This is a genomic window from Rhizobium sp. P2_G2, from assembly GCF_056403555.1.
The window spans coordinates 41,712-55,620 of record NZ_JBFUFF010000031.1 but is presented as its reverse complement, the minus strand read 5'-3'; the positions used below and the strand labels follow the sequence as shown (position 1 = coordinate 55,620).

Genomic DNA, 13,909 nt, shown 5'->3' with positions numbered 1-13,909 from the left:
CTCATGGATATCATTCGCAACGGCGCGCAGCCGTCAGGCAAAGGCCCCGCCGACTGGTTCAGCGGCACCGTGCGCGTCGATCCTTTGTTCCAGGCCAACGGCACGCGCCGTGCGGCGGGTGCGCTGGTCACCTTCGAGCCCGGCGCACGCACGGCCTGGCACACGCATCCGCTCGGCCAGACATTGATCGTTACGGCGGGCCTCGGCCGGGTGCAGCGCGAAGGCGGCCCGATCGAGGAAATCCGCCCGGGCGATATCGTCTGGTTCGAACCCAGCGAGAAGCACTGGCACGGTGCGGCGCCCAACAACGCCATGAGCCATATCGCCCTGCAGGAGAACCTCGACAGCAAGGTCGTCGACTGGATGGAGAAAGTGACCGATACGCAGTATGGAGCGGTGGACTGAATATTTGCGTGCGCTGCGGCGGCGCTGTGGGACCTGCAGCGACAATGGCGAAAGTCTGCCAATAAAAAGAGCCGGAAACCACACTGCGCCGAAGGTGACGCGGGGTTCCGGCCCGAAGCTTAGACTGGAATGGAAGGGACGTTTCACACCAGCCGAGGGAGGGAACCTCCCAATGGTCCAAGGATTAGCAGGGCCTTGCTGAACGCATTCCGAACTCTGCGTTCATCTGCCGTTCATTTCCAGGCGCCGGTGTTTTCATTCGGTTTTTTGCGATGCGCCCTTGAAACGCTTTTGGGCTCTAACCACTTCATGTCGTGCGAGGCGCCGATGTCGGGTCTCGATGAGCGGAGCAGCCAGCGCCTGTCAATCAGGGCGGCAGTCTCCAAAACAACAATCGCAACGTTGCTCCAAGGAGGACACTATGCGTCATTTCGATTTCTCCCCGCTTTATCGTTCCACCGTCGGTTTCGACCGCGTCTTCACCATGCTCGACAGCCTGGCTCAGCCGGAACAGCCCACCTATCCGCCCTATAATATCGAAAAGACCGGCGACAACGCCTATCGCATTTCGATGGCGGTGGCCGGCTTCGACGAGACCGAGCTTACCATCGAGCTCAACCAGCACATCCTGACCGTCAAGGGCGAGAAGGCCGACGAGAAGAACGAGAACGGCGATGTTCTCTATCGCGGTATCGCCAAGCGCGCCTTCGAGCGCCGCTTCCAGCTCGCCGACCATGTCGAAGTGCGCGCGGCCCATCTCAAGAACGGCCTGCTCCATATCGACCTCCTGCGCGAAATTCCGGAAGCCATGAAGCCCCGCAAGATCGAGATTTCCGCCCCGACCGCCGAAGCCGCCCGGACCATCGAGGCGCAGGTCGTCAACAGCTGATCACGACAAGCACAATCACTCCTCCCTCTCAGTGATTGGAAAGCCCCTTCGGTCCCGCCGGCCGGAGGGGCTTTTTGTGCAGCAAACATCCTCTCAGCAAATCGCCGGCTGTATTGCTTCGATCTGCAAGCTTTTCTGGCACGGCCTGATGCGGGCAGAAGGAGTATCGCGGTGCCATTACATCGCCTTTTGCGACGGTGGTTGGGTTTAAAGTTAAGGCGTGGCACCCGCGACTGGCCGACTGATGTCCCGATGAGCGTCCGACCAAAACATCTTGCATTCGGGCTTGTCAGCCCGGATTGCCAACGTCTTATAGTGTTGGCGATATTGGTTCGATTTAAGCCGTGCCGCACGGCTGTCGCTGATGACCGAGTTAGAGAAGAGGACGATATTAAAGTGGACAGTTCCATCACGAGTGAAGATATTCAGAGGCTGTATGAAATTGCTGCTGCCCGCCAGCCACACGAGCACGATACTTCTTCGATTGTGCCTATCATATGTCCCTACGACTGGCTGGATGGCCGCTACCCACATCCAATTGTTCCGTTGGCCGACCTCCCTTTTTCCATCGTCTGGGCGGTTTGGAGTGCTCCGCACATACTGATCTATGTAAGTTATGAGATGGCTCAGTATTGGGAGGACAGTGGTGTGGACTGGGCTGGAAAGGCGATGGAAAACCTGACAAGGATGGCAAAAGCAGGTCCCAAGGGCCGCCGCAGAATAGATGAAAACGGCCGGACGACGATTGTCGCCATGTTGAATGACGACGGCATCGGGCCGTCGCGGCTGCTGATTCCCGACTTCCTTAACGATTTTTTCGGGGAAGACTATATGGTCGCCATTCCCGAGGAGACCTGCGCAATTGCCTACCCGAAAGATCTGCCTGAGAGCGAAATGGCCGCTGTCGATGGAGTGATCGAAGGCTGTTACCGAAACGGTACGAGACCGTTCTCTCCTGACCGCTTCGAAGCCAGCCGCTTCATGCTTGCGCAAGTGGCGGTTAAACTCACTTATGACYGAAACCGCGTGTCTTGTGCCGCCTAAACCGGCAGCGACACCAAAGCTAAAGCCCGGCGCTTAAGCCACTCTCACCTCAAATTCCTTCACCTCTTCCAGGGGAGGAGCCTGACGCGATGCACCGTCGCCCGTGAAGCGCTTGACCTACATTCAGAGCAGCCTTGCCACTGTATCGACATCCTCTTCCTTCGTCGCAAACGACGTGATGAAACGGCGGAGCTGCTCGTTTTCGCCGAGGAGATGTTCCAGGCCGGCCGGCGTTCCCCAGTCGTAGAAGCGGGCGCCCGTGGCGCGCAGTTCTTCGGCCTTGGCGTCGGTCATGATCAGGAAAATCTGGTTGGAGCCGGTTTCCCAGGCAAGCCGCACGTCTTTCGATGTTTTGACCGCCGCGACGAGCTTGTCGGCCATGCGGTTGGCGTGTTTTGCCAGATCCAGCCAGAGACTGCCGTCGAGCCAGGCGTCGAATTGCTGGGCGATAAAATTCGACTTGGAGAACAGGTTGGCGGCGCGTTTCCTGAGATGCGGCAGGCCGGCGGCGTCGTCCTTGTTGAAATAGATGATCGATTCGGCGCACCAGCAGCCGTTCTTGGTGCCGCCCAGCGACAGGATGTCGATACCGGCCTTCCAGGTCATTTCCGCCGGGGTCACACCGAGGGCGGCAACCGCGTTGGAGAAGCGGGCGCCGTCCATATGGACCTTCATGCCGGCCTCGTGGGCGATGGCGGAGAGTTCGGCGAGCTCGTTGATCGTGTAGATCGTGCCGGCTTCCGTTGCCTGCGAAATGGTCAGCGCGACCTTTTGTCCGATATGCACATCGGTGGCGGGATAGCGGGCAATCGCCTTCCGCAGCCGTTCCGGGTCGATCTTGCCCTGGGTCTTGCCGTCACCGTCCACGGGAACGAGCTTGCCGCCGGCGGTCATGAATTCGACCGCGCCGCCTTCGTGATGGATGACATGTGCTGCCGGGTGGCAGAAGATCAGCGGTGCCGTCCTCGACACCGAGGCGAGCGCCAGCGAATTGGCCGCCGTGCCGGTGGCGACGAAGAAGACGCTGAGATCGCGCTCGAACAGGGCCGAAAGCTTTGCCTCGACGCGCAGGTCAGCCTCGCCCTCACCATAGGGCACGGCATGGGTGGCCGCCGCCTCCGACAGTCTTTGCGCGATCAGGGGGTGGGCGCCGGCCCAGTTGTCGGAAGCGAAAATCATGAGGCGGGACTCCGTCTTGAGGTCGGTCGCTTATAGGCGATTATAGCGGGGCTAAAAAGCCGGGAAATGCTAGAGGCTTCAATGAAATTCCCGGTCCATCACTTGTCATATTTTTGGTGTATTGGCCCTTGCAGACAGGGTCGATCTCTGTCATAGAATAGCGGAATTAGGACAGTCATGCTGTCCTATTTTGCTGCATGGATCCTGGAAGCCGGAATTTATTCGGTCTTACTGAGAGCGGTCCGGCCTTCGACACTGCTGGGGAAAGCGGGCGAGGGCAGAAGCCGGCAGCTGCGTGACGGCGCCGAACTGGCCCGACAATTGCAGCCTGTTCAGGAAAATGCGAAAAGATTTTGTGCGCAGGGCGGCACTCGCGGCTTTGCGCGACCACAAGAGCGCCCGTTTGGGCACACGGCAGGAGGATTTGAGATGACGGACCATGCCTCGTCACGCGTATTCGGTGAGTTTGAGACTCTTGCGTCTGAAACTGCGCTGAAAACCGCCTCTTTCAATGCCGGCCTGCCCCAAAAGCAGGGTCTTTACGATCCGCGTAACGAGCACGATGCCTGCGGCGTGGGCTTTGCCTGCCATTTGAAGGGCGTCAAGTCGCACCAGATCGTCCGTGACGGCCTGTTCATGCTCGAAAACCTCACTCATCGCGGCGCCGTGGGCGCCGATCCGCTGATGGGCGATGGCGCCGGCATCCTGGTGCAGATCCCCGATCGCTTCTTCCGCGAGGAAATGGCGGGGCAGGGCGTCACCCTGCCGCCGGCGGGCGAATATGCCGTCGGATATCTCTTTATGCCGCGCGATGAGGCAGTGCGTGCCCATTTCAAGGACATCGTCACCCAGGTGATCGCCGACGAGGGCCAGGTTCTCCTCGGCTATCGCGAAGTGCCGGTCGATAATTCGTCGCTGTCCAAGGCGCCGGATATCGCCGCCACCGAGCCCTTCCATCTGCAGGTGTTCATCGGCGCAGGCGCTGCTGTCGCCGACAATGCTGAGTTCGAGCGCCGGCTGTTCGTGCTGCGCAAGGTGATCTCCAACCGCATCTATGACGAGGGCAAGGGCGACGATAAGGGTTTCTATGTCGTGTCGCTGTCGACCACGACCGTGGTCTACAAGGGCATGTTCCTGGCCTACCAGGTCGGCGCTTATTACAAGGACCTCGCCGATCCGCGCTTCGAAACCGCGGTGGCGCTCGTCCACCAACGCTTCTCGACCAACACTTTCCCGTCCTGGCGTCTGGCGCATCCCTATCGCATGGTCGCTCATAACGGCGAAATCAACACGCTGCGCGGCAATGTCAACTGGATGGCGGCGCGGCAGGCATCGGTGTCCTCGCCGCTCTATGGCGACGACATTTCCAAGCTTTGGCCGATCTCTTATGAAGGCCAGTCGGATACGGCCTGTCTCGATAACGCGCTCGAATTTTTGATCCGCGGCGGCTATTCGCTGGCGCATGCGGTGATGATGCTGATCCCGGAAGCCTGGGCCGGCAATCAGCTGATGGACCCCGAGCGCAAGGCGTTCTACGAATATCATGCCGCTCTGATGGAACCGTGGGACGGCCCGGCGGCGATCGCCTTTACCAATGGCCGCCAGATCGGCGCAACGCTCGACCGCAACGGCCTGCGTCCGGCGCGCTATATCGTCACCTCCGACGACCGGGTGATCATGGCCTCCGAAGCCGGCGTGCTGCCGGTGCCGGAAGAGTTGATTCTGCAGAAGTGGCGGCTGCAGCCAGGCAAAATGCTGCTGATCGACATGGAGAAGGGTGAAATCATCTCCGATGCCGACATCAAGCAGCAATTGGCGGCGGAGCATCCCTATCACGAGTGGCTGGGACGCTCGCAGTTGATCCTCGAAGACCTGAACGAAGTCGAGCCCAGGGCGCTACGCCGCGACGTGTCGCTGCTCGACCGTCAGCAGGCCTTCGGCTACACGATCGAGGACACCAAGCTGTTGATGTCACCGATGGCGACCACCGGCCAGGAAGCCGTGGGCTCGATGGGCACGGATACGCCGATCTCGGCCATGTCGGATAAGTCGAAGCTGCTCTACACCTATTTCAAGCAGAATTTCGCCCAGGTCACCAATCCGCCGATCGACCCGATCCGCGAGGAACTGGTGATGAGCTTGGTCTCGTTCATCGGGCCGCGGCCGAACATTCTCGACCATGAAGGCGCCTCGCGCGCCAAGCGGCTTGAGGTGCGCCAACCGATCCTGACCAATGGCGATCTCGAAAAGATCCGCTCGATCGGCCATACCGAAGACCGTTTCGACACCAAGACGCTCGACTTCACCTATGATGTCGAGCGCGGCGCCGAGGCCATGCCGGCTATGCTCGATCGCCTCTGCGAACGGGCGGAAGCCGCGGTGAAGAGCGGCTACAACATCATCGTGCTCTCCGACCGCCAGATCGGGCCGGATCGCGTGGCGATCCCGGCGCTGCTGGCGACGGCGGCCGTGCACCATCACCTGATCCGCAAGGGCTTGCGCACCTCGGTCGGCATTGTCGTCGAAACCGGCGAGCCGCGCGAAGTGCACCAGTTCTGCTGTCTCGCCGGCTATGGCGCGGAGGCGATCAATCCCTATCTCGCCTTCGACACCTTGATCGACATGCACAAGCGCGGCGAATTTCCCAAGGAAGTGTCGCAGGACGAAGTCGTCTATCGCTATATCAAGGCGGTGGGCAAGGGCATCCTCAAGGTCATGTCCAAGATGGGCATCTCGACCTACCAGTCCTATTGCGGCGCGCAGATCTTTGATGCCGTCGGCCTGTCCTCGGCCTTTGTAGACAAGTTTTTCTTCGGCACGGCGACGACCATCGAGGGCGTCGGCCTCGACGAGGTGGCGCGTGAAACCTTCATCCGGCACGTTGCCGCCTTCGGCCGCGACCCGATTCTCACGAGCACGCTCGATATCGGCGGCGAATATGCCTACCGCATGCGCGGCGAGGCGCATTCCTGGACGCCGGATGTTGTGGCCGCACTCCAACATGCCGTGCGCGGCAATGCCGAAGACCGCTATCGTGAGTTCGCTGAACTGGTCAACGAATCCTCAGTCAAGATGAATTCCATCCGCGGCCTGTTCAAGATCAGGATGGCTGAAGATGCCGGCCGCGCCCCGATCGACATTTCCGAAGTCGAGCCGGCGGCGGATATCGTCAAGCGTTTCGCCACCGGCGCCATGTCCTTCGGCTCGATCAGCCGCGAGGCGCACACGACGCTTGCTATTGCCATGAACAAGATCGGCGGCAAGTCGAACACCGGCGAAGGCGGCGAAGAAAGCGAGCGCTATCTGCGCAAGCCCGACGGTACCCTTCCGCTCGAACGCTCGGCAATCAAGCAGGTCGCTTCCGGCCGGTTCGGCGTCACGGCCGAATATCTTGTTAATGCCGACATGCTGCAGATCAAGGTGGCGCAGGGCGCCAAGCCCGGCGAGGGCGGCCAGCTGCCGGGCCACAAGGTCGATGCGACGATCGCCAAGACCCGGCACTCGACGCCGGGCGTCGGACTGATCTCGCCGCCGCCGCACCATGACATCTACTCGATCGAAGACCTGGCGCAGCTGATCTTCGACCTGAAGAACGTCAACCCGACGGCCGATGTGTCGGTCAAGCTGGTCTCCGAAGTCGGTGTCGGCACGGTCGCCGCCGGCGTCGCCAAGGCGCGCGCCGATCATATCACCATTTCCGGCTATGACGGCGGCACGGGTGCATCGCCACTCACTTCGCTCAAGCATGCCGGCAGCCCCTGGGAAATCGGCCTCGCCGAGACCCAGCAGACACTGGTGCTCAACGGGCTCCGCAGCCGCGTGGCGCTGCAGGTCGATGGCGGTCTCAAGACCGGCCGCGACGTGATCATCGGCGCGTTGCTCGGCGCCGACGAATTCGGCTTCTCGACCGCGCCGCTGATTTCGGCGGGCTGCATCATGATGCGCAAGTGCCATCTCAACACCTGCCCGGTCGGCGTCGCCACACAGGACCCGGTGCTGAGGAAGCGCTTCAAGGGCGAGCCGGAACATGTGATCAACTACTTCTTCTTTGTTGCCAACGATGTGCGCGAAATGCTAGCGGCGATGGGCTATCGCAGCCTCAACGAGATCGTCGGCAAGTCCGAGCTGCTCGACCGCAACGGCGCGATCGATCATTGGAAGGCCAAGGGTCTCGACTTCAGCAAAATCTTCCACAAGGTCGCGGCGCCCGAATCCGAGACCCACTGGACGATGAGGCAGAAGCACCCGATCGACACGGTCCTCGACCGCCAGCTGATTGCCGAAGCCATGCCGGCGCTGGAAGCACGCCAGCCGGTGATGATCGAAGCCCAGATCAAGAATGTCGACCGCACCGCCGGCGCCATGCTCTCCGGCGAAGTTGCCAAGCGTTTTGGTCACAAGGGCCTGCGCGACGACACGATCACCGTCAAGCTCAAGGGCACGGCCGGCCAGTCCTTCGGCGCCTTCCTCGCTCGCGGCGTCACCTTCGAACTCGAAGGCGATGGCAATGACTATGTCGGCAAGGGTCTTTCGGGCGGGCGGATCATCGTCAGGCCGCCGGAAAACTCGCGGATCGTGGCGGAGAAGTCGATCATCGTCGGCAACACCGTCATGTATGGCGCGATTGCCGGCGAGTGCTATTTCCGCGGCGTTGCCGGTGAGCGTTTTGCTGTTCGTAACTCGGGCGCCATCGCCGTCGTCGAAGGCGTCGGCGACCATGGCTGCGAATATATGACAGGCGGCGTCGTCGTCGTTATCGGCGAGACGGGCCGCAATTTTGCCGCCGGCATGTCCGGCGGCGTGGCGTATGTGCTCGACGAGGCCGGCGATTTCGCCCGCCGCTGCAACATGGCCATGGTCGAACTGCAGCCGGTGCCGGAAGAGGACGAATTGCTCGAAAAGCTGCATCACCACGGCGGTGACATCGCTCATATGGGCATGGTCGACGTCTCCGGCGACATGACGAAGCATGACGAGGAACGGCTCTTCCAGCTGATTTCCAACCACGCCCATTTTACCGGCYCGATCCGCGCTAAGGACATCCTCGACAACTGGACCAGCTTCCGGCCGAAATTCCGCAAGGTGATGCCGGTGGAATATCGCCGCGCGCTCGAGGACATGGAGCGGATGAAGATGCAGGAGGCGGCGGAGTAGCCGAAGCCGGCCGCCTGTGCTATGCGGGCGCGTCCAGCTTTGGAGGCGCTCATGTGGCGAACGATTGAAGTGAGTGGCAGGATCGAAAGAGTTGACGGTCGCCGGATCGTCACTATTCCCGAAAAGTTTTTCCTGGAGGGTGAAGAGATTGTCATCCGCCAGGAAAAAGATGGGGCAATCACGATCTATCCGGCAGAGCCTGCCGCTCGGGAAGCCATGTGGGAAAGGTTCAACCCCATTTCCGATTGGGAAAACGACTAACGGGCCTGTTTTGGCAGGCGCTTAAAGGGCAGTAAGGGACGATGGGCAAGGTAACGGGTTTTCTTGAAATCGACAGGCAGGTTGGCAAGTACCAGCCGGCTTCGGACCGAATTCGCCATTTCCGCGAATTCACCATTCCGATGTCGGATCAGGAAGTGGAGAAACAGGCCGCCCGCTGCATGGATTGCGGCATTCCCTTCTGTCACGGGCCGACCGGCTGCCCGGTGCACAACCAGATTCCGGACTGGAACGACCTTGTCTTCAACGGCAAATGGGACGAAGCGATCCGTAATCTGCATTCGACCAACAATTTCCCGGAATTTACCGGCCGTGTCTGCCCCGCGCCCTGCGAGGAAGCCTGTACGCTCAACCTTGAAGACATTCCGGTCGCCATCAAGACCGTCGAGCAGGCGATTGCCGACAAGGCCTATGAGATGGGCTATATCGTGCCGCAGCCGGCGACGGTGAAATCCGGCAAATCGGTCGGCGTCATCGGCTCCGGTCCGGCCGGAATGGCGGCAGCGCAGCAATTGGCGCGCGCCGGCCACGATGTGACCGTCTACGAGCGTGAAAGCCGTCCCGGCGGCCTGCTGCGCTATGGTATTCCCGACTTCAAGATGGAAAAGAATTTCATCGACCGCCGCGTTGAGCAGATGAAGGGCGAGGGCGTCACCTTCCAGTGCAGCACCAATGTCGGCGTCGACGTCAAGATCGAGTCCCTCTTGGCGCAGCACGATGCGGTGGTTTATTGCGGCGGCTCCGAGACGCCGCGCGATGCCGGCATTCCCGGCGTCGAATTTGCCGGTGTACATGACGCCATGCCTTACCTGGTGCAGCAGAACCGCCGCATCGGCCGCGAGAATATCGACAGCGTCGGCTGGCCGTCTTCGCCGATCCTGGCCGGCGGCAAGCATATCGTCGTGGTCGGCGGCGGCGATACGGCATCCGACTGCGTCGCCACGGCCTTCCGCCAGGGCGCGGTGCGTGTCACCCAGCTCGACATCCGGCCGCAGCCGCCGGAAAAGGAAGACAAGCTGTCCGTCTGGCCCTATTGGGCGACAAAGATGCGCACCTCCTCCTCGCAAGCCGAGGGCGCGGTGCGCGAGTTCCAGGCCGCGACCTTGGAATTCGTCGGCGAGGATGGTGTTCTCACGGGCGTGAAATGCTGCCAGGTCGACGAACGCCGCAAGCCGATCCCCGGCACGGACTTCATCATCAAGGCCGACCTCGCCTTCATCGCCATCGGCTTCCGCGGACCGTTCCAGACGAGCCTGATCGCCGAACTCGGCGACAGCCTGACGCTCAGCACCGACAAGCGCGGCTCGACCAATGTCGTTGCCAACGAGAGCGACTACAAGACCTCGGTCGACAAGCTGTGGACGGCGGGCGACGTGCGCCGCGGCCAGTCGCTGGTCGTCTGGGCGATCCGTGAGGGCCGCCAGGCGGCGCGCGCGATCGACGAGGCGCTGATGGGGGAATCGACGCTGCCGCGGTGATCACACCGCAGAAACCGCATGCGGCTCACCCCCCTTCTGCCCGGCAGACGGGGTAAGCCAATCGCCGAAGTTACCCTGTTCGCCATCGTTGCCATGGCCCGATATGGCCGCATCCCCGCCATGCGGTCGGCTCCGGCTGGGGGCGAAATGACACCCTAAGCGCTGGCTCCCTTGGGCCATAGATATTCGCCGGTCAATAGTATGTGCGCCCAGCCCAGCGGCGAGATATGCGCCAGAAGCTCAGGCGGGACATCATGTCCTTCGTTTCGCCGCGCAGCGACAGCGCGACCGAGATGAACGGTATTCCAGTAAATGATGATTGCGGCGAGCAAGTTGAGCCCGGCAATCCGGTAGTGCTGTCCCTCAGAGGTGCGGTCACGGATTTCGCCTTGGCGACCGATGCGCAACGCATTCTTGAGTGCGTGCGCAATGCTTGCGGAAGGCGACAGCACTTGGAAATGCCACGTTCCACCGGCAAGATCGCCCTTTAGCAACACAGCTCAAGGTGCTTCTAAATGCGGTTCTCGTCGTTTAATTCGGGTTGGGCTATCATCATCTGTGTTTGCGCTTGGCTATGCGTAGCCTTGTTTGTTCCATGTCAAGCCGCCGATCTCGAGCAATTGTTGAAGAATAGCCACGTGCCGGGGCTCGCCTATGCTGTTATCCGTGGCGGCAAAATTGTCGATCTGAAGGCGTTTGGTGTGCGTGACGCGTCGTCTAGGAACCCGGTCGACGAGAACACCGTCTTTGAGGCGGCATCCCTGTCGAAGCCTGTTTTCGCATATGCCGTTCTGCAGCTTGTCGATTCTGGGGTTCTATCGCTGGATGACCCGCTATCGAAATATGTCCCTGATTATGTCAAGGACGATCCGCGCGCCGCCCTGGTCACCGTGGGTGATGTGCTCAGTCAAACGTCCGGTTTGCAGAATTGGCGCAGCAAGACGAGTCCTTTGAAAACCTATTTCGCGCCGGGTAGCCGCTTTAGCTATTCTGGCGAAGGATTTATTTGGCTTCAGCGTGTGGTCGTTGCGATCACTGGCGAAACGTTAAACGATCTGATGGCACGCTTGGTGTTTGATCCGCTTGAAATGAAGCAATCGAGCTACATCTGGCGTTCCGATTTTGAGGCAGACTATGCGACGCCGCATGATGCACAATTGAATCCCGGCAATAAAAAGCGACCAGCCAAACCCCTGGTCGCCTCGACGCTGCACACTACGGTGGCAGATTACGCGCGCTTCCTGCAAGCGGTTCTATCAGGTGCGCGCCTTAAACCCGCCACGGCAGCCGAATGGCTAAAACCGAAAATCAGGCTTCATCAGCGATGCATCGAATGTGTCCAGTTGGACACGCCGGATGCGGATCAGCACGTTGCCTGGGGCTTGGGCTGGGGGCTTGAACCCGATCAAGGCTTGTTTTTCCATTGGGGCGACAATGGAGGATTTAAAGCATTCGTGGTCGGCTCTGTCGCAACACAGTCAGCCGTTGTTGTTTTTACGAATGGCTCCAACGGAATGGCTATCATGCCGGAGATCATCGGCCAATTGATGCCGGGCGAAAATCCAGCATTCGCGTGGCTTAATTACGATCGGATTTCACCAGCGGGCGGGTGGCTCGACTGGCTTCATGCACATTAATTTTGGGGCTGACCAGTTACTCCGGCCCGATGTTCTAAGGTAAGCGCGCCGCTTAGGGTGTCTTTTCGCCCCCTGCCGGAACCGACCCCGCCATGGGTTCTCACGGCAAGCCATCCGCCCCTGGGTCAAGGACAGTCGGCGGAAACGGTCTCCATAGTCACCGCCGACCATCCGAATGCGCCCAGCCTGTCGGCTATCAGGCTTTGCCGCCGTTCTTCTTGCAGTCGTTGCGGAACTTTTTGCGTTCCTTGCCATGGAGACCCTTGGCGTCTGCCTGTGTCGAGCAGGCTTTCGAGATGGCCTTCTTGTCAGTCGGCGCCTTGTCCGTGGTCGCTGTGGCGGCAGGCTTGGTCGTCGTTGTGGTGGTCTGCGCCATCGAACCCGTGGCCACGAAAGCAAGGATTGCAGTGGCGGCAATTGCAGTAAGAAGTTTCATGCTGATGTCCTTTGCGGAATTACTTTGTCCAGGTGAATTCGGTGCAGCAGGTAGCATTTTACCACCTCCGTCCGGGAGCGGTAGGCTGTTTTAGGCTATGCGCGGAAATGCCGCCGAGGAACCGGCGGACGATAGGGAAGGGTAACTCAGCCCGCCGGCTTCTCGCCCTTCCATCGGAAATCATCCACCCGGCCCTCCGGCGCGGCCTCTGTCTCACCCTTTTCGATCAGCAGATCGCGCGGTGTCGTGCCGCTGGTCTTCGGCAGGAGGTTGGAATCGAGCAATTGTTTGGCGCCATCGAGTTCGGGGTCGGCGAGGCTCATCGGCGGGACGGTGAGGATGCTGGTGACGGTCGGCGTTGTGCTTGCCGGCTTGTTCGGCAGGTCGGCGGAGTCCAACCGGATCAGATTGGCGATTTCGTCGGTGCCGGTGAGGCGGCGCAGGTCGCGTTCGAGATAAAAGGCCATCTTGCGCTTGCCGGCCTTGGTCAGGCTCAGGCCATCGGAGCCGCGCAGGCGCACCGGCTGACCGTTGATGTCGGAGCCGGTGGCGATGAACTTGCCTTCCTCATCGGCAAAACCGTCCCAGATATCGATGAAAACACCGCCGGCCGCCTCCACCTTCTCGCGGTAGAGCGTATTGAGCGAGGCGGCGTCGACGCTGAGCGACGGCTGCTGGAACGAGGGCAGGCCGGTCCAGATGAACGGTATCTTGTTGCTCTTCGCCACGTCGATCAGTTGGCTGATGCGGCGCTCATATTCATTGTTCCAGGCTTCGGTGCGGAATTTCTGCTTGACGCCGTCGACGGTCATCTGTTGGCGGTCATTGCTGCCGAGCATGATGACGATCAGCGCCGGATGCATGCTGTCGATCTGCTGCTTGAGCGTCTTCGGCCAGTCGAGATGGTCGGTGCGCACCAGCCCGGACGAGCCGTCGCTGCCTTTTTCGATCTGGAGATTGGCATCCTCGGCGGTTGCCATGGTCAGGCCGTCGGCAAGCGCCGCGGCCATGAAGTCGCCGATGACGAGCACCTTCTTGGCATCCGGCGTCTTGGCGACCGTCGGCTCCTCGGCCGCCGCCGCTGCCGTATCGCTCGGCTTGTCGGAAGCCGGCCGATGCTTCTTCTTCTTGACCCGCACATAAGACGGGGTCTGTTCATATTTCGGTGTGCGGCCAAAGAGGAGGTCGATGATCGAGCGCCGTTCACGCACTTCCTGGGCATAGGCCCCAGTCGCCAGGGGTGTCACCGGAATGAGCGGCAAAGCGAGCCCGAGCGCGATCAGGCCGGCCATGACAAGCCGCAAGAGCAGGTGTCTTTGGGGCAGTCCTGGCATCTTTCCTCCGAGACGGCGACAATGGATTAAGCCGGGCATTGCCCGGCCTCGTCACACTATCCGCAGTTTACGGC

10 protein-coding genes and 1 pseudogene are annotated in these 13,909 nt (G+C 60.7%); 7 read left to right on the top strand and 4 right to left on the bottom strand.

The features are described 5' to 3' along the window. Positions 1–3 precede the first annotated feature (3 nt). From AC1D06_RS21405 to AC1D06_RS21395, 3 genes are all read left to right on the top strand, one after another. Entirely contained in the window at positions 4–405 is a 402-nt protein-coding gene (locus AC1D06_RS21405; RefSeq protein ID WP_477987841.1) for a (R)-mandelonitrile lyase, read from the top strand. Positions 406–826: 421 nt separating this feature from the next. Next, a complete protein-coding gene (locus AC1D06_RS21400; protein ID WP_477987840.1) occupies positions 827–1,294 on the top strand; it encodes an Hsp20 family protein in 468 nt (155 codons plus the stop codon). Between the two features lie 396 nt (positions 1,295–1,690). After that, the gene (locus AC1D06_RS21395) at positions 1,691–2,338 is read left to right on the top strand and encodes a hypothetical protein (protein ID WP_477987839.1); all 648 of its coding nucleotides are present in this window, start codon (positions 1,691–1,693) and stop codon (positions 2,336–2,338) included. Positions 2,339–2,461: 123 nt separating this feature from the next. Here AC1D06_RS21395 and AC1D06_RS21390 read toward each other — a convergent pair whose 3' ends face one another. Next, positions 2,462–3,517, bottom strand: a complete 1,056-nt coding sequence (locus AC1D06_RS21390; protein WP_477987838.1) for a threonine aldolase family protein — start codon at positions 3,515–3,517, stop codon at positions 2,462–2,464. Between the two features lie 429 nt (positions 3,518–3,946). Between AC1D06_RS21390 and gltB the strand changes: the two genes are divergently transcribed. Genes gltB through AC1D06_RS21375 form a run of 3 tightly spaced genes read left to right on the top strand, consistent with a single transcriptional unit; the run spans position 3,947 to position 10,428 of the window. After that, positions 3,947–8,671, top strand: coding sequence for a glutamate synthase large subunit (gltB, locus tag AC1D06_RS21385; RefSeq protein ID WP_477987837.1), 4,725 nt, complete (start codon positions 3,947–3,949; stop codon positions 8,669–8,671). A gap of 51 nt (positions 8,672–8,722) precedes the next feature. After that, positions 8,723–8,932, top strand: coding sequence for a hypothetical protein (locus AC1D06_RS21380; RefSeq protein WP_477987836.1), 210 nt, complete (start codon positions 8,723–8,725; stop codon positions 8,930–8,932). 41 nt (positions 8,933–8,973) lie between these two features. Beyond that, positions 8,974–10,428, top strand: coding sequence for a glutamate synthase subunit beta (locus AC1D06_RS21375; protein WP_477987835.1), 1,455 nt, complete (start codon positions 8,974–8,976; stop codon positions 10,426–10,428). A gap of 155 nt (positions 10,429–10,583) precedes the next feature. Here the strand turns inward: AC1D06_RS21375 and AC1D06_RS21370 are convergent. Continuing rightward, positions 10,584–10,853: pseudogene (locus AC1D06_RS21370) on the bottom strand (Tn3 family transposase); the annotation flags it as partial. Positions 10,854–11,051: 198 nt separating this feature from the next. Between AC1D06_RS21370 and AC1D06_RS21365 the strand changes: the two are divergent. Next, positions 11,052–12,065 carry a serine hydrolase domain-containing protein gene (locus tag AC1D06_RS21365; protein ID WP_477878067.1) on the top strand — a complete coding sequence of 338 codons (1,014 nt, stop codon included), beginning with the start codon at positions 11,052–11,054 and terminating at the stop codon, positions 12,063–12,065. Between the two features lie 196 nt (positions 12,066–12,261). Here the strand turns inward: AC1D06_RS21365 and AC1D06_RS21360 are convergent, their stop codons facing one another. Both AC1D06_RS21360 and AC1D06_RS21355 read right to left on the bottom strand, forming a co-directional pair. Further along, complete coding sequence (locus AC1D06_RS21360) at positions 12,262–12,501, bottom strand: PsiF family protein (RefSeq protein WP_477883113.1); 240 nt, start codon at positions 12,499–12,501, stop codon at positions 12,262–12,264. Between the two features lie 146 nt (positions 12,502–12,647). Further along, positions 12,648–13,835, bottom strand: a complete 1,188-nt coding sequence (locus tag AC1D06_RS21355; RefSeq protein WP_477987834.1) for an SGNH/GDSL hydrolase family protein — start codon at positions 13,833–13,835, stop codon at positions 12,648–12,650. Positions 13,836–13,909 lie beyond the last annotated feature (74 nt).

What these genes read in the sequence shown, in the direction of transcription:
- AC1D06_RS21400 (WP_477987840.1), top strand. Translation starts at nt 827, where the DNA reads ATGCGTCATTTCGATTTCTCCCCGCTTTATCGTTCCACCGTCGGTTTC.
- AC1D06_RS21380 (WP_477987836.1), top strand. Translation starts at nt 8,723, where the DNA reads ATGTGGCGAACGATTGAAGTGAGTGGCAGGATCGAAAGAGTTGACGGT.
- AC1D06_RS21355 (WP_477987834.1), bottom strand. Translation starts at nt 13,835, where the DNA reads ATGCCAGGACTGCCCCAAAGACACCTGCTCTTGCGGCTTGTCATGGCC.
- AC1D06_RS21375 (WP_477987835.1), top strand. Translation starts at nt 8,974, where the DNA reads ATGGGCAAGGTAACGGGTTTTCTTGAAATCGACAGGCAGGTTGGCAAG.
- AC1D06_RS21405 (WP_477987841.1), top strand. Translation starts at nt 4, where the DNA reads ATGGATATCATTCGCAACGGCGCGCAGCCGTCAGGCAAAGGCCCCGCC.
- AC1D06_RS21360 (WP_477883113.1), bottom strand. Translation starts at nt 12,501, where the DNA reads ATGAAACTTCTTACTGCAATTGCCGCCACTGCAATCCTTGCTTTCGTG.
- AC1D06_RS21390 (WP_477987838.1), bottom strand. Translation starts at nt 3,517, where the DNA reads ATGATTTTCGCTTCCGACAACTGGGCCGGCGCCCACCCCCTGATCGCG.